At 67.8% G+C, this 15,639-nt stretch carries 13 protein-coding genes, 1 tRNA gene and 1 pseudogene; 4 read left to right on the top strand and 11 right to left on the bottom strand.

The window, feature by feature from the left end; all coding sequences use genetic code 11:
* Positions 1–167 precede the first annotated feature (167 nt).
* From ABH940_RS04295 to ABH940_RS04245, 11 genes are all read right to left on the bottom strand, one after another.
* On the bottom strand, positions 168–842 hold the full coding sequence (locus tag ABH940_RS04295) for a LuxR C-terminal-related transcriptional regulator (RefSeq protein ID WP_370061473.1): 675 nt from the start codon (positions 840–842) through the stop codon (positions 168–170).
* A 221-nt stretch (positions 843–1,063) separates the two neighbouring features.
* Positions 1,064–1,136, bottom strand: a tRNA-Thr gene (locus ABH940_RS04290).
* Between the two features lie 192 nt (positions 1,137–1,328).
* The gene (mycP, locus tag ABH940_RS04285) at positions 1,329–2,726 is read right to left on the bottom strand and encodes a type VII secretion-associated serine protease mycosin (protein WP_370104346.1); all 1,398 of its coding nucleotides are present in this window, start codon (positions 2,724–2,726) and stop codon (positions 1,329–1,331) included.
* A 37-nt stretch (positions 2,727–2,763) separates the two neighbouring features.
* Complete coding sequence (locus ABH940_RS04280) at positions 2,764–4,284, bottom strand: WXG100 family type VII secretion target (RefSeq protein WP_370061477.1); 1,521 nt, start codon at positions 4,282–4,284, stop codon at positions 2,764–2,766.
* A gap of 35 nt (positions 4,285–4,319) precedes the next feature.
* Entirely contained in the window at positions 4,320–4,751 is a 432-nt protein-coding gene (locus tag ABH940_RS04275; RefSeq protein ID WP_370061479.1) for a hypothetical protein, read from the bottom strand.
* A gap of 458 nt (positions 4,752–5,209) precedes the next feature.
* Positions 5,210–5,836 (bottom strand): hypothetical protein, encoded by a 627-nt coding sequence (locus ABH940_RS04270; protein ID WP_370061481.1) that lies wholly within the window; start codon positions 5,834–5,836, stop codon positions 5,210–5,212.
* 8 nt (positions 5,837–5,844) lie between these two features.
* Entirely contained in the window at positions 5,845–8,034 is a 2,190-nt protein-coding gene (locus tag ABH940_RS04265) for a hypothetical protein (protein WP_370061483.1), read from the bottom strand.
* Between the two features lie 14 nt (positions 8,035–8,048).
* Positions 8,049–8,441: a hypothetical protein gene (locus ABH940_RS04260; RefSeq protein WP_370061485.1), complete on the bottom strand. Its 393-nt coding sequence runs from the start codon at positions 8,439–8,441 to the stop codon at positions 8,049–8,051.
* Between the two features lie 273 nt (positions 8,442–8,714).
* Positions 8,715–9,797 carry a hypothetical protein gene (locus ABH940_RS04255; protein WP_370061487.1) on the bottom strand — a complete coding sequence of 361 codons (1,083 nt, stop codon included), beginning with the start codon at positions 9,795–9,797 and terminating at the stop codon, positions 8,715–8,717.
* 211 nt (positions 9,798–10,008) lie between these two features.
* Positions 10,009–11,142 carry a hypothetical protein gene (locus ABH940_RS04250; RefSeq protein WP_370104344.1) on the bottom strand — a complete coding sequence of 378 codons (1,134 nt, stop codon included), beginning with the start codon at positions 11,140–11,142 and terminating at the stop codon, positions 10,009–10,011.
* A 149-nt stretch (positions 11,143–11,291) separates the two neighbouring features.
* Entirely contained in the window at positions 11,292–13,133 is a 1,842-nt protein-coding gene (locus tag ABH940_RS04245) for a hypothetical protein (RefSeq protein ID WP_370104342.1), read from the bottom strand.
* Positions 13,134–13,333: 200 nt separating this feature from the next.
* Here ABH940_RS04245 and ABH940_RS04240 point away from each other — a divergent pair.
* From ABH940_RS04240 to ABH940_RS04225, 4 genes and pseudogenes are all read left to right on the top strand, one after another.
* A pseudogene (locus ABH940_RS04240) lies at positions 13,334–13,639 on the top strand (SAM-dependent methyltransferase); the annotation flags it as partial.
* A 74-nt stretch (positions 13,640–13,713) separates the two neighbouring features.
* Positions 13,714–14,685, top strand: coding sequence for a hypothetical protein (locus tag ABH940_RS04235; RefSeq protein WP_370061493.1), 972 nt, complete (start codon positions 13,714–13,716; stop codon positions 14,683–14,685).
* 226 nt (positions 14,686–14,911) lie between these two features.
* Complete coding sequence (locus tag ABH940_RS04230) at positions 14,912–15,298, top strand: ESX-1 secretion-associated protein (protein ID WP_370104340.1); 387 nt, start codon at positions 14,912–14,914, stop codon at positions 15,296–15,298.
* On the top strand, positions 15,295–15,597 hold the full coding sequence (locus ABH940_RS04225; protein WP_370104338.1) for a WXG100 family type VII secretion target: 303 nt from the start codon (positions 15,295–15,297) through the stop codon (positions 15,595–15,597). The genes ABH940_RS04230 and ABH940_RS04225 overlap by 4 nt, the downstream gene beginning before the upstream one ends.
* Positions 15,598–15,639: the final 42 nt, after the last annotated feature.

The following is a 15,639-nucleotide window of genomic DNA, read 5'->3' as shown; positions in this document are numbered from 1 at the left end:
AGTAGTCAACAGGAGATGGCGAGCCGAGTCGCACCAGCGAACAGCAGATACCACGGATGGGTCACGTGAACAGGGAGCTTGTTCGGATCTGTTCGGTTACGGTCGACCGCGTCACCCGCTCAGCGGGTGCACCGGATTCGCTCAGCAGGCGTGCAGGGTCCGCACGCTCAACGCGTGGCGCGGCCGACCCGCTCCAGCAGCCCCGTCCGCGCGGCCACCGCAGCGGCCTCCAGGCGCGTCCGCGCACCCAGCTTCACCAGGACGCGCTGCACGTGCGTACGGGCCGTGCTGGGCGCGATCTGCATGCTGTCGGCGATCTGCTGCGTGTCCTGCCCCTCGGCGATCCGCGCCAGCACCTCGGCCTCGCGCCGGGTCAGCAGTCGCAGCAGCCGGACCGCCTCGTCGTCCGACTCGACGGCGGGGCGCAGCAGTTGGTCGAAGGAAGCGCGAAGCAGCTCCGGCGACACGGCCGCCTCCCCCGCGCGAACGCGACTCAACGCCCGCTCCACGACGTCGATCCGCTCGTCCTGGCGCACATATCCCGCCGCGCCCGCGGCGAAGGCGGAGGCCACGCCGGCCAGGTGGTCCGCTGTGCCCATCACCACCACGGCTACCTCGGGCCGCTCCTGCCTGATCCGCCGCACGACGTCGAACGCGGCCGGATCCTCCGGCTGCGAGACGCCGAGCAGGCAGGCCTCCGGCCTGCGGTTGACCACCAGGTCGGCGGCCACGCCGGTCGGAGTCCCCACGGCCAGCACGCGATGCCCGCGCAGTTGCAGCGCAGCCGCGAGCGCCTCGGCCAGCAACCTGTGGTCGTCGACGACCACCAGCCGAACACCCACAGCGCCTCCGCCTCCCCCAGGCACGTCTTGTGACGCACCATCACAACGCATTCCGCCTACGAAGCGCCACACGCCCGCGCTCGTTCGCGCCCGTTCGCGCTCGTTCGCGCTCGTTCGGGGGATCGCCGGACGTTTTGCCCCCAGCCCCCACAACCCTCCGCGCCCGCTGCGGGAACGCCGAAGGCCCGTGTCCACGATACGGACACGGGCCTTCTTTGCAGAGCCCCCATGCGGAATCGAACCGCAGACCTTCTCCTTACCATGGAGACGCTCTACCGACTGAGCTATAGGGGCGAACGAGGAAGACCATACCTGGTCAGAGGCCCTGATAGGAAATCCGCGCGAGCGGGTCGCCATGCATGCACACAGCGTCACGGCGACCACAGGCGTCGGCGGACCTCAGCATCGAGCCCACCATGTCCTTGGCCACGTCACATGGCTGCGGACAGGGTGGGCTCGCTCACCCCGGCGATCAGTGATGGAGTGTCACTGCGGCGGGTTGTTTCCGTAGGGGTTCGGCAGGTTTCCGTACGGCGCGTTGGGGCTCTGCGCGCCCGGCCCGCCCTGGTTCGGGTAGCCGACCGGGCCCTGACCCTGTGGGTTGCCCTGCGGCTGGTAGCCCGGCGCCGGATACCCGTACTGCCCCGAGCCACCGGCCGGTCCGGCACCCGGAGGCGGCGGCCCGTTCCGGTCGTCCTTCTTCCCACGCCGCATCAGCGCGAACGCGGCACCGCCACCGCCGAGGACGACCACGGCGGCGCCGACGCCGATGTACAGGCCGGTGTTGCTGCCTCCGCTGCTGCTCCCGCCGGACGCGACGGGCGGAGCGCTGGCCTTGCCGGACGCAGGCGTCGACGGCTTGGCCGACGGCGAGCCGGACGCGGACGCGGGGATCAGCGGGTTCACATCCGCCGGCCCGGGGTCACCGGGGTTCGTCAGCGCGATGCGGGGACGGACGACGCCGTACCCGAAGTGCGGATCCCGCTTCCCGTTGCCATCAGCGGTGTTGATCAGCACGCGCATGACCTGATCGGCAGTCCAGGTGGGATGCGCGGACCAGACGAGTGCAGCGGATCCAGAGGTGATCGCCGTGGCATCACTGGTCCCGTGAGACTCGCAGTAGCCAGTAGGGCCAGGACAGGCGTCGTACATGTCCCAGCCCGGTGCTGTGATCGCAACCTGCGGGCCGTACTCCGACTCTTTCGTCACCTGCGCTTGCTCATTGATCGCAGCTACACCAAGCACCCCGGAGTATCCGGCCGGGTAGTCGACCGGGTCGCCGGCAGCGCCGTCGTTGCCCACGCCGACAACTAGCAGCTTCCCCTTCGACTCGGCGTAGGCGACCGCAGCCTTGACGGCAGGAGCGTCCACTGGCTGCCCCTGGGAAAGGTTGATGATCTGCGCGTTGGAGTCGGCCGCATAGTTGATCGCAGCGGCGAGCTGCGCCGAGTAGTCCGCCGAGAAGGTCGCTTCATTAGTTCCTTGGCCTACAACGCGAAGAGGCAGGATCTTGACCCCGGGGGCCAGCCCTTGCGCGCCTTGGCCACCGCCGTTCTTCGCTGTCCCGGCGATGAGCGAAGCCATCTGGGTCCCGTGGCCATCCTTATCCACGTCCGTGTCAGCACCACCCGGCAACGCCGAGAAGTTCTTCCCCGGAAGAACCTGGCCCACGAGGTCGGGAAGGTCGGCCTGCACGCCACTGTCGATCAGCGCGACGGTGATTCCAGAACCCGTGGTCTCCTGCCACATGGTGGCGGCCTGCATGGGGCCGAGCCACCACTCCTCGGCCTTGATGCTCGTAGCAAACGCTGGTTGGGCCGCTGTGCTCAGCCCAAGTGCCAACGCGCTGGCTGCAGCCAGCGCAGCGACCCAACCCCGTGCCATCGACTTGTTCCCTTTCGCCGAGCGATCGGTTGGAGGACTACTCGATCACGGCCGGGTTCGACTGCCCCTTAGCCGCATTCCAGGTCTCCTCATCCTCGGCAAGATAGCCTGCCCGGCTTCCGCGCTTACGTCCACGGCCCGCCGCGTTGGCCAGACCACCCATTCCGCCGCCGCCCATCATTCCGCCGGACGTCGACGACTCACCCGCAGCCCCGCCTGCAGCGGAACCGCTCCCTTCGGACGCGTACCCGGCTTGCGCCGTGGTCGATCCGCTGACGCCGTCTCCGGCGACAGCCGACTCGGACGAGGCGCCAACCGAACCACTAACGGAGCCACCTAGGCCACGTCCGCCGATTCCGCCACCCACGCCTCCGGACCCGAGCCCGGACTCAGCCATGCCCCCGGAGATCCCACTGTCGCCCTTCAGGCCACCGCTGATCCCGGACTCACCGCCCGAGCCTCCGCCCTCTCCTCCGGCACCAACGCGCCCACTGCCATCGCCAAGGCCGCCGGGTGAGCCGGAACGCCCTGTCCCAGAGCCGCCACCGAGCCGCCCGGTTCCGCCCGATCCGGGCGGCGGCGCGATGACACCACCGCCACCACCGGACGTACCACCGCCCCCGGCACCGCCCGTGGGTCCGCCACCGGGCGTGTGAACGGTCCCGGTTCCGGTTCCTGTGGTGGGCGGATTCACCCCCTGGAGGGTGCTACCGGGGCCGCGTCCGGGCGCTGTTGGCTGACGGGCGACCATGCCGCCACCGTTGTTGCCGTTGTTCGTGGAGCCGGTGACAGAACTCGTCCCAGTCACGGAGCCAGTCCCAGTGACTCGCCTCGTGGTGGTCGTCCCGCCTCCGTTCGGCCCCTGGACATACGTGCTGCCTCCGGTAATTCCGCCTCCCTGAGGCGGCATCACATTCGCTGGCGGCGGCGGGAAGACCGGCTCCGCGTTGAGGTCCATCGTCTGCGTCGCGCCGACGTACGCGCCGCCAAGGCGCTCCATCTGCGTGATGGCTTCCTGATGCGCCTGGTCCACGGCAGTCTGGGCAGCGTACGCCTGAGCCTGGGTGATGCCGCCACCGAATTGCGGTGTCGTGCTGACCGCGGCCGGTGGTTGGACTCGGCCACCGACGACCGTGGGCAGCTGGCCAGGGTTCGCAGTTATCAACTGCTGCCGCTTGTAGGCCGCGATCAGCTCCATCTCCTTCTGCGGGACGGGCGGCATCGCGGCCTTGACGGAGGACAGCGTGGATCCGGCCGTCTGAACGGCCAGGCCCGCGTTGTTGTGGAAGACGGAGAGGTCGTCCGCCGCCTGGACGATCTGACGCGCCCAGGTCTGGAATGACTCCGCCGCTGCGCCGCTCCACTCCAGCTTCGAGAGATGGGTGTTGAGGTCGTCGGCCACAGACTGCACCTGCGTGCTGGCGGTGCTGAGCGTGTCGCCGATCGACTGCACGCTGCTCGGATTCGAATTCGCGACCATGTCGTACAGCTGCTGGTGCGACATGGTCTCGAAGTTCGTGGTCGCGCTCCAGCCGCCACCTGGATCCTCAATCCGCATGATGAGCGCTCCCCTCTGCGCCTGGGACTGCTGCGTCAGAGCCCATGGTGTGCCCCGCCGGTGTTGCCGGTTGTACCGGTCGTGCCCGTGTTGCTACCGGTCTGCGTGACAGCCGGCGGCTGTGCCGCAGCGCTTGCCTGGTCGTGGATCTTCCACAGCAGTGCAATCTGCGTGGCTTCCACGTTCTGGTAGCCCTCCTGAGCGCACTGGACACTGATGACTATGGCGTCGATCATGTTGCTCAGCGTCTGCGAGAGCTGCGTCAACTTGTTGTACGTCTCGTGGTAACGGGCGGTCAGCGCGTCCGCTTCGCCGAATCCCGTGCCGAGATGGTCTGCACCCATGATCTGAGCCGAGATGCTCTTCGCCGACCCCTTGCCAGCCTCAAGGTCCTGAAGTACTTGATCGACCCTGGAGCGGAAGTTTCCGAGTGTCTCCAACTCAGCCGAGGCCTGAGCGCTCGTCATACCTCCAGCCACGGTGTCCCCCTTCCATGTGGCTCTGACAACTGCCGATAACTTTACTCATCGTCTCTGACATCCGTACGGAGGGTCAGCGGGTTCGCATCACACTTATGCCACAGTCTTGGAACCAACCGAAGCAGGCCTTCCGCGGAACGCAAGAGTCCGCGTTTGCTGTTGTAGCCATGAGAGTTGGAGTCCGTCGGCTACTACGTCAGCCCGGCGGCCACCCGGGCGCCGGATGTCCCGCCAGGGACACGCCCGTCCGCTCCGGCCAGCAGTCGCGGGTCAGTCGATCAAGGACGTCCCGGCAGGCATTCTGTCGCAAGGTCACCGTGGCCCGCAGCCTCCACCACAGCCCGCAAGGCCACCCGCGGCCACGACCGAAACCACGGCGGCGCCCCATAGTCGGGACTTCTCCAGCCCCCACCATCTCCAATTTCACGACTCCTGAGTCGCTAACCTCAGTACTGTGGTTCAGGCTTCAGCTCGGGGACCGAGGCCGGGAAGTCCAAGTGATTACTGCAGGGGACCTTTGTCGCCGCGACCTTCGCCAGCTTGAGCGCGATGTTCGCGAACCCGTTTCGCGTGGTCTCGGACGTAGAACCATTCGAGTCGACGCCGCCGTTCATGATCGTGACCTGCAGGTCACCGTACGTCGAACCGTTGGGGATTCCGACGCAGCGGAAGTAGAGATCCACTGAAGAGGAATCAGCAACCAGAACAATCCCCTGGGCCAACGTTACGGGCGTGGAAGAAATCGCAGCCTCACTGAGGGCACTACTATTGGCGGCCCCTAGGCCGGCAGAGGCCACGTCCCTTCCATTCCACTTGAAGTAACAGGAATTAAGGCCGAAGTACCCCCCGCCCGGAGAGTTCGAATTCGGCGCCAGGGCGCCGAGACTCACAGTGGTGGCCGTCCCGTCCGGTCCGACCGCCGGGCGAATGTCGTTCTGGTCGAGGATTCCCCAGCAACCGCTCTTCGGCAGCGTGAGCGCCCCCGACTGCCACGGCTTCCACCACAGCCCGACGACCGCCCCAGCAGCCACGACCACGATTGCGGCGATGGCCCCTGCCCGGGTCCGCTTCATATTCAGCCTCACTGACCCTGCGTCGTCGTGCCCGTGCCGTCACCGGCCGAGAAGCCGGACTGCGCTCCGCCTCCCGCCGACTGAGCGATTTCAGTTCCATCCGGGCCCTTGTACCACTGCGTGACTGCCAGCGATGCAGCGTTCTGAGTAGCGACCGAGGCATCGTGGTAAGCGTCCGTGCCCTGCGTGATTGCTTGCGCACTGTTGTCCACCTGATAGCTACTACCCACCGCGTTGATGTAATCCGATACGCCACTGTTGACGTATCCCCCGACCACAGGGATCTTCCCGACAAGCGCACCACCGGTCATGGACCACACAGTGTTGGCGATTCCTGTATTTCGGGAGATCGCCGCATTGTACTGGGCGTCGCTCGCGGCGCTGTTCTGCTGGATTTCCTGGACCCTGGACTGGGCCAGAATGCCGTTGGTAAACGCCCCGCCTTGAGCAAGATTCCTCACCTCACCGTCCAAGTGCGGGTCGTTCGGATGCTGCTGAACGTAGCTCTGGATCTGGGCACCGGTATAAGCGTTCTGCGCCTGGAGCACGACACCGTAGGCGTTTGGATCCCGACCCAGAGCATGAAGCAGTTGAATTGCGTTCGCCCCGTTTACGTTAGCCGCAGTGCCGAACGCCGGCGCGCTGGCGACGGATGGATTCATGGCGTGATCCACATCTCCGATGTAGGAGGCGGTGATGTGGCTGACGCTGTTGTTCAGCTGCGAGAAGTACGCCGTCCCGTGGTCGCCACTGAGCAACGACGGCTTTCCCCCGAACGTGTTCATGACGTTGGTGGCAACTTCGGCCATGCCGGGCGAGTGCTGCGGGATCGGCGTGCCACTGGGAGCGTCGAAGGCCATGCCGGTGGTGGCCGACTGCAGTGCGTCTCCCATTGCGTTGATCTGGTCCGCATGCGCGGCCTTGGCAGCGTCCGGCCCGGGAGCCGTCGAATCTGTGAAGAGCATGACGTTGTTGTCGGTGGGGTTCGTGAGGTAGGCCAGGTTCCCCTGGGTATTGAAGTAGTCCGTCGACGCCTGCGGGCTGCGTCCCAAGCCCAGGAGAACTCCGGTCATCGGGTTGTAACCAGCAGTGGAGTCAAGGAAGTTGAGTCTGTCATTGGTTCCCTGCAACGACTCGTTGACCCAAATGCTCGAGTTCTTCTCGGACATGTTGGTGATGTCCTGGGCCACCGGCAGCAGAAAGTGCTCGTCATACTTGCCGGTCCGCAGGTAATTGCTCAGGATCTGGTAGCCGTAGACCTTGCCCTGTGGGTCGTTCGGGTCGTTCGTGTCCAGCTGCAGTTGTTGCCCGCCGACCTGGCGCAGCTGCGCCTCCCATGTGTCGGTCAGGTGTGGCCAGTTGCCCGTGTTCGTGGCCGTGGCCAGTGACGTGCCGAGTTGGGCCTCTAGGTCTTTCAGCACCGCCACACGGCCAGGATCGTTGGCCGCTCCGTTGCCCGCGCTGCCCCAGGCGAGCTGACCGTAGAAGAGGAGCGACTCCTTGGGGCCGAGGTCCTGATAGAACGCGGTGGTGAAGCGCGGGTCGTTGGCGTTCGCCTTCAACAGCGCGTCCAGCTGGGCGAGCTGGGCATCGGTGAGGTTGTTGCCCTGCGCGGCCAGAGCCGCAGCCTGCTGGGCTTCCTCCTCCGCGATGCCGCCGACCGGCTTGGCGTTGAACGACGTCGTCGAGGAGCCGGTGTCCGCGGCGAGTGCGGAGGCGACTTCGTCGTCGGCATCACTCGCCGCCTTCACCGCAGCCGCGATGCGGTCGGCGATGGGGCTGGCTATCTCCGAGTAGCTGCTGGCGTAGCCCGGGTCGTGGCGCTCAGCCGGCGTCGAAGGCGGCGGCCAGTGCACACCGCCGTTGTCGTCGACGGTCAGGCCCTGCGCCTGGGCGTCGGTGACCGCCTGCTGAAGGCTCTTCTGCGCCGACGCCAGTTGGTCATGCAGGTCACGTAGCGCGCGAGCCAAGGAGCTGGCCTCGTCGAAGGCGTCGACGATCTGGGTGCGCGTCTGCGTCAGTGTGCCTGCGGCGGCGTCCGCAGCGGGACCCTGCCAGCCGGCACCGGTGAGGGGCCGGATCACGTCGCTCTCGTAGCTCGAGTCGAGATCCCACGTGCGGGTCATCTTCTCGAAGGAGGAGGCGACGGCGTCCACCGTGTCCAGCCTCAGGTTCGCGAGTTGGTCGTAGGTCACCATGGCGCATCCCCCGATTACTGGAGCCGCATGTGGGCGGCGATGTGCTGATCCGTCTCGGCCGTGCCGTTCGCGTTGTCGATGAGGTTCTGGCCGATGGTGCCGAGGGTCGACGCCAGGTTCTGGTACTGCTGCTGCCAGACGCTCCACCCCGTGTTGAGCGCAGCACTGGAGGAGAAACCCATGAGGGCAGTCACGGCATCGGTGACATCGAGTTGAGGAGCCCCGAGCTCGACAGTCACACGGCTGCTGAGAGCCTGCGCCTTGTTCCCGCACGACGCGAGGACAGCGGTGTCCATCTGAACGACACCGGATGCACCGGAACTGGTGGTGATCGCCGCTGGAGTTCCGTTGAGGTCCGGAAACTGCTGCTGAGCTGCCGGTGTCATGTTCCCGGACTTGTCGAACATCCAGGGATTGAGCGCACGATCCAAGTCCCCCATGAGGCCCCCGCCACTTCGTCACGTCGCCATTCCGAAGGCCCGACCGTACCTGGACGAAACAGCGGTGTCATGAAGTTGAGGCAAGTGGTCAAGATCTTTTATGTCGACCAGCCGTCCAATTGACGACAGAGCAGCACCATGCCCATCTGCCACCGACCAGGAAGTTGCGAGTCCCTGAGGACCCGCGCTCCCGCGGCCGGAGAAACCAATCGATATTGAGAAGCTCTCAGGCCCTCGGGATCAGCTGAAGTTCGGCCCGAAGTGGCCGTCGTCGGCGACGTGCTGGATCCAGGCAGCCTTCGCGCCGGGTGAGGAAGCGACGCTTTGGACCGCTGCGAAGCCGCCGAGGAGCACGTCGACGTAGTAGGCGTTGCTCTGGCTTGGCGTGGTGGTCCAACTCCCGTTCAGCTCCTGGCCGGTGCGGATGTCGTCGCAGTGGGCAGAGAGCGAGAGCGGGTAGCTGACCCCGCCCGGGTCGGTGTACCAGTCCGACGCCGTCGCCTGGCCGGGGCCGCTGGGCTCGCACTCGAGGACCTGGCCGCTCGCGGTGGTCCTCGTGAGGATCCCGCGGATCGATCCGTCGAGTTCCGGGAAGACGTAGAAGGTCGTGGCGGAGCCGTCGGCGTTGACCGATTGGGCGTAGTAGTAGCCGTTGTGCGGGGCCGGCACGATCGGCGGAGCGCCGAGTTCGAAGCTGCCGGACTCCGTCTCCTGCTCCGCGCCCCAGTTCGTCACGGTGGTCCTGGTCGTCTCGCCGGGGAAGATGATCCAGCCGTTGACCGTTCCGGTGCCGATCGACTGGTTCCAGAACGAGGTCTGCCCGTCCCAGATCGTCGGATCGGCCAAGCCGCCGACGGGGCCGGAGAACCACAGGTCCGCGACCACACCGAGGCTTACGTTCAGTGTGATGTGGTAGGCGCGGCGAGCCGGATCGTAGACGGCCGATCCCTCCGGGGAGGTGATAGACGGCGGGTTGTCCGAGACCGCGTAGCCCAGCGGTACCGGAACGGGCTCCTCGAACCAGCCGTTGGAACCTTGCAGGGCCTGGTCAGCCGGGGGAACCGACCCGACGACGGCGATCGCGGGAACCGGCGATCCCAGTGCCGGGGTGGTGTTGTAGCTCAGGAACAGCTTCGCGCGGCTGTTCGGGTCCTGGGCGGCGAACCAGACTTCGTTGTCGGCCTGACCGGCCCGGTCGACGATCCCGGACGTGGACCCGATCCCGAAAGCGCTCGGAGGCTCGGCCGCCCACGCCCCGACGGCAGCGAGCAGCGTCGTGGCGAGCGCCGCCGCGAGGGCGCCGATCATGCGACGAACAGGCACTTTCCGTCTCCTCCGATGGACCTAGAGGCTAGGGGAGCAATGGGGACGAGCGACAGGCAAGGCCCCGCACCCCGATGGTGATGACACGTCAAGTATTCATCCTTATGGTTGAGTTGCCGTATGTCGACACCAAGCCGGGGGCGGTGGCCAGCCCGCCACGAAGCCGAGCGCCGACGAAGGGAAGGGCGCTGACGGTCGCCCGGATCGCCGGTCACGGTGTGACGGCGGCGGCTGGGAGGCCGGGCGGTGATCCGTGCACTCGCGTGGACATGAACGCACCCCTGCCGTACGCGCAGGTGCCGGACACGACGGCGGGCCTACCCCCGCGCAGGGCAGCGCGGACGCGGGCGATGCCGCGGGCGGTGACGGACGGGCCGATGGCGACGTCGATGCCGCCGACGGGTGTGCGCGGGACCAGGCCCGCGCAAGCGCGGCAGATGCCTGGTCGCGGGATCGGGACGGCGCATTTGCCGCACTCGGGTGGCCGCCGTTGCGCCGGGGCGGCGAAGCAGGGCCCGGGCGGGCGCTTGCGGGTGAGACGGTTCCGCAGCAGCGCGACCGGGGCGTAGATCGGCGTGGGCAGATCCTGCAGCAGCGCGGCGGCCAGGTCGCGTTCGGTCGCGCCGAGCGCCAACCACTCGGCGACCAGGGGCGCGAGGGCCAGGGCCTCGGGCTCGCCGAGGCGCAGGCGCGGCTCCGGGCACAGGACGCGGAACAGCGTCGCCACGGCCTCGCGGGTCTCCGGCGAGGTCTCCTCCACGCCTGGCGAGGCGGGCACGCCGTCCGCGTCCGCGTCGGCGTCGGCGTCGGCGTCGGCCTCGGCCTCGGCCTCGGCCTCGGACCCAGCGTCAGCGGGAACCGGGAGGGAGGGTGGTTCTTTCTCTCCGTACTTTGTCTCCCGGTTCTTTGAAAGGACGTCAGCGCCGCCGGTGAGTGGTTCACCGGATCCCGACGTTCTGGCATCCGGCTTCCTGCCGTTGCCACCAGGGTTCTTGCCGCCGGGCTTCTTGCCGCTCAATGTCTTGCCGCCACCCGGCCCCGGCAGCGATGACATCTGCGGCCGGTCGAAGACGTGCGACTCGCTGATGATCGTCCCGTCCGGTTGCCGGACCTTGTCGACGCGGTAGTACCCCACGTGCGTCAGCTCGCGCAGCCCCCGCGCGACCGAGCCTCGGCCCGTCGGGCTGTTGTCGGCCATCTGTCGACCGTCCTCACGCCACCTGTCGGGGCGCGAGAGCATGTCGACCAATAGGCCCTTGGCGTTGTACGACATCCTGCGGTCCTGCAGCAGGCTGTTGGGAAGGACGGTATAGCCGCTGTTCCAGCGGGTACGATGTACGTGCACGGGAGGTTCTGCTCCTTGTGCCGGACCCCGGGGTGTTAGCCGCACCGCCGGGGTCATCTATTCGGTTGGTGGACTAATGACGCTACCACCCCACACGGACACCAATCACTGTTTTCTGCATACTTTGTGATCGAACATCAGCGTCCGCGTCAGCGACGCCAGACCACGAATCCCTGGGCCGGATTCGCCTTGGCGACATGCCAGCCGTGGGGTGCGCGGGGCCAGCTCGCCGTCGCAGGGGCGCCACGTCGGGTCGGCAGCACGGCGACGTCCGCCGTCGGCGGGATCGGGGCCCGGGCGAAGTCGACGATCCACATTCGCTCCTGGTAGAGCTCGAACGGCTGCTCACACTTCAGGACCCACGGCAGGCTGTAGCTCATGGCGACCCGGTCGTCGCTGTGCAGGCCCGCCGCGCGGAGAAATCCCGTGGTCAACCAGCGCGGCGCCTGCTGCGGCTCGGAGACCTCCGCGGTGATCACCGTGGTCGCGACCAGAGCGAAGCCGGCCAGGAGGACCACGGCGCTGCGGAGCCCTCGGCGGCGTCCGAGCAGGCAGGTGCCCGCCACGCAGAGAGCGAACACCACGACTGCGGCGATTGTCGTCCGTGCCAGGTGGAACGCGTGGTCGTCGCCGGCGAGGAAGGAGGAGTCCGGCAGGCCCCACAGCACGAACAAGTCGTGACGCAGCCGCGTCGCAGCCAGCAGGAACACGCCTCCACCGCACACCCCGATCAGCGCGAGAGTTGCCGCCGCGTACCGGAGCAGCGCCATGCGCCCGAGACGGTACAGGGCCGCCATACCGACCACGAACAGCGCCGGGGCGAAGATCGAGAGGTACCGGGCGTAGACGTTGTCGTCGAGCCGGTGGTCCTCGGGCAGGGCGGTGGCAGCCGCACCTGCCACCAGGACCACCGTGATCAGCAGGACCGCGCTGACGGCGCGGTCGGCCGGGGTCGCCCGGCGGCGCGCTGCCACGGCCGCGCACACCACGGCGCCCAGGCCGCCGATCCCCCACGTCGAGGTGACGAGGTACCAGATCTGGCCGAGCACCCGGCCGGTGCTCCGGCCCAGCAGCGAGGTGTTCAGTAGGCCGTTCAGCGCGAACTGGCCCACGGTCGCAGGAGAGGCGTCGGAGAACCGTTGCTGCAGGTAGGCGGCGAGCACCTCGGCGCCCAGCACCCCGACGGCCAGCGCGGCACCGGCGGCAAGCGCGGCCCGCCACGGCACCCAGCGGCGGACCAGGGCCACCAGGAGCACCCCGATGCTGACCACCACCAGCACCACGCCGCGGTCGTGCACCGACATCGCATAGCCCGCCGCGAGCCCGAAGCCGACGCCGCACCGTGCACGTAGTTGGATCTGACTCTCCGTCAACCATCCGTGCAGGCACAGCAGCCAGGCCAGCACGACCGACGGCAGGACCGACTCGGTCATCGCGAACTGCGAGTAGAAGACCACCGGCGGGAGCAGTCCGACCGTCCCCGCGACGACCAGCGCCGACCGGCGTCCGATCCGCTCCCGCCCGATCCGCCGCAGCGCCGCGTAGGCGAGCGGCACGATCAGCGCGCTGACCACGGCGTTGATGACCAGCACCAGCCGGTAGGCGGCCACCGGGCCGCCCGCAACCGCCAGCGCGGGCGCGATGAGCAGGGGGTAGCCGCCCGGGACCACCACCCCCGCCGGACTGGCGGTCGCCGTCCCGCCCGCCAGCACGCGGGCGACGACCAGGTACGCCTCCTCGTCCGGATGCACGCTCGGCGCCGTCTGGTCCCGGACCAGGTACAGCCGGAAGACGACCTCGGCGAGGTAGACCGCCAGGACCATGGCCGCCCAGAAGAGCCGCCGCCGAGCCTCCGGCCGGTCGAGCGCCGACCCGAACCTGCCGAGCATGCCGAGCCTGCCGGAGCCGCCGACTCTCTCGACCCCGACGGGTCGGCGTTGGCGGTTGGCCAACTGCGCGAGTTCCGGTGCCTCGGTGGTCGTGTCAGGCATGCAGGTTCACTTCCGCCAGAAAGGGGCCACAGTTGCGCCGACCGTTCCGGCGCACAGCCCATTCTGCGCTCTGCACAGCAACCCGATAGGCACCTCCGTGATCGGGGTTTCGGATGAACGGAGCTCAATTGCAGGTCAGATATCGATAATCCCCCGGCTCCTTTCCAGACTCTCACCAGAATGAGATGCAAATGGCACTCCCAGGCCATCGAACGTTCACGCATGACCGAGGGTTCGCATCTGCTGACCTCCGCATCTATGACGGGGCACCAGAACCACGCCCGCAGGGCGCATCCCGCGCTGCGGTTCGACGAGGCGCGGATGAAGGCGCTGCCGATCGAGGACGGCGCGCTCGCGCACTACTCGGTGATCCACACCTCGCCGAAAGAACTGCTGTCCTGGGCCGGACTCGTCCCGTTCGCACGCAGCGACTGGTCCACGATCCAGCCTCCGAGCGTGGTTTCCTCGACGCGCACGTGCTGGCCCGCCGCAGCGCCACCACCTGAGACAGCCCCCACATCCTCCACGCTAGAGTGCCAGCAGTGACAGGTGTACATCACGTCAATCACGGGGGATTGCTGTGGCACCAACGCGGAACCCACGTATCTGCAATACGACTGCCGCGCTGAGCTGGGGCGTCGTCTCGGGGCTCGGCTTCGCCGCTGCCCTGCTCTACGAGCAGACGGGCGCGCAGGCAGCGGAGAAGCGGGTGTACCCGCAGGGCGTCCTCTACCTCACGTCCGTCCCGCTGGGCGAACAGATCGCGGGAACTCTCGTGCTGGCAATGGCCGGTGTGGCGCTCGGCATCGTCGTCCTGCTGCTGCGCCGACGGTGCTCGCCGCGGGTCAGGCGGGCTGCCGTGCTGGTCATCATGGTTCCCGCCGCCGCCACCATCCCGCTCTGCTTTTCCAACTTCTCAACTCCGCACGGCAGCCCGCTCTTCGCACTCCTGCTGGCTGCTGGATTCCTCTCCGGGGCCTACGGGTTGGGCGTCCAGCTGATCAAACCGCTCGACCTCGCCCCGGGGGCGGTGAACGCGCTCGGCCTTGCTCTGACGCCGGGGAGCAGCGCGAGCCCGCTGGCGCAGACTCATCAGCAATTGGCCCTGCACATGCTCGCCTTGGCACCACGGGTCAGCTACAGGGCCCGGATCTCCGAGGCGCCTCTGCCCTTCTCGCATGCCGTCTGGCTCGGGCACCTCTACGGGTACGTCTACAGCGGGACCTTCAACCCCGTGATGGGCATGGGGCTTCGCGAGAGCAGCGTGATCGGCTACGAGTTGGTCTTCACGCGCGACGACCGTCCCGACGCCCGCCGTCGCGCCGAATGGATGCGCAGCCCCGCCGCCGACCCCGCCTACCCGCCACCCGTCGCCTGGCACCACAACGGCGGCTTCGGCTTCTGCCCGCCCGGCTGGGACCCGAACGCGCGTCTGATCATCACCCATGAGGTGGCGGCATCCCTGCACAACAGCGACGACCAGCTCATCCGGACGCTCAACCTGCCTCGGAGCGCGGAGAAGCGTCGCTCCGTTCCGAGTCCCCTCCCGTAGAGGGCCTCCCGTCGCGGGTCTCCTCGACGGCACCCGGTGGGAGCCAAACAGGTGCTCCACGCCATGGCGGGTCCCTACGGTGCCGGCGCCCACGGCCCCAGGAGTTACGCCCTTCCGAGGGCAGAGCCGGTGGCGTCGGCCGCCTTTGGGGCGGCGGATGGGTCGTCATACTTCCCCGTCACCGTGTTCCGCACTCAACCGCGCCGGTATCCGCGGACCGCGGAACGTGGGGAATGAGAACGGGGAGACGCAGTTGCTCATCCAGCAGCAGTACGAGGTGAATCCGGAGGCTCTCCTGGGCCTCGCCGGGATGTACGACGGCGAGGCGGCCGCGCTCTCCGGGCAGAGCCAGTCCTTCGCGGGCAGCGCCGAGTCCATCCGGCAGGCCTTCGGGCTGCTCGGCATCCGCGACGGGGCGCTCCAGAAGTACGTCTCGCTGCTCAACAGCACGGTCAAGGCGCTCGGGCAGCTGGGCCAGGTGCTGGACAGCGACGCGGAACGGCTGCGCTCCAACGCGTGCGTCTACACGGAGGCGGAGCGCCAGATCGCCACGAACATACGCTCCGTGGGTACGGACGCTGGCGCGGGTACCGGCACGGGCGGGCCGGCATGAGCGTCAACAGCTGGATCGACGGCAAGGTCCTGGAAATCCTCCAGGCGTGCGGCGTCGAGCTCCCCGGTGGCGACAGTGCCATGCTCCGCACCATCGCGAGCGGCTGGGACGGCATGGGCGAGTACCTCACCTCCATGACGTCCGCCATCAGCCGCAACGTCGCCGACACCGACCAGCAAGACTGGTCCGGCCCTGCCCGCATGGCGTTCGAGCAGCATTGGCAGTCCCAGGCCTCGTCGATCGACGACATGGCGAACAACTTCCACAAGATCGCCGACGGGCTGCGCGCCTACGCGTAGGAGATCGACAGCATCAACGAGTCGATCATCGACATCTGCGTC

The organism is Streptacidiphilus sp. BW17, assembly GCF_041262485.1.
Lineage (GTDB): Bacteria > Actinomycetota > Actinomycetes > Streptomycetales > Streptomycetaceae > Streptacidiphilus.
Note: the sequence above shows the minus strand (reverse complement) of the source record. Positions and strands in the feature narration are given on the sequence as shown.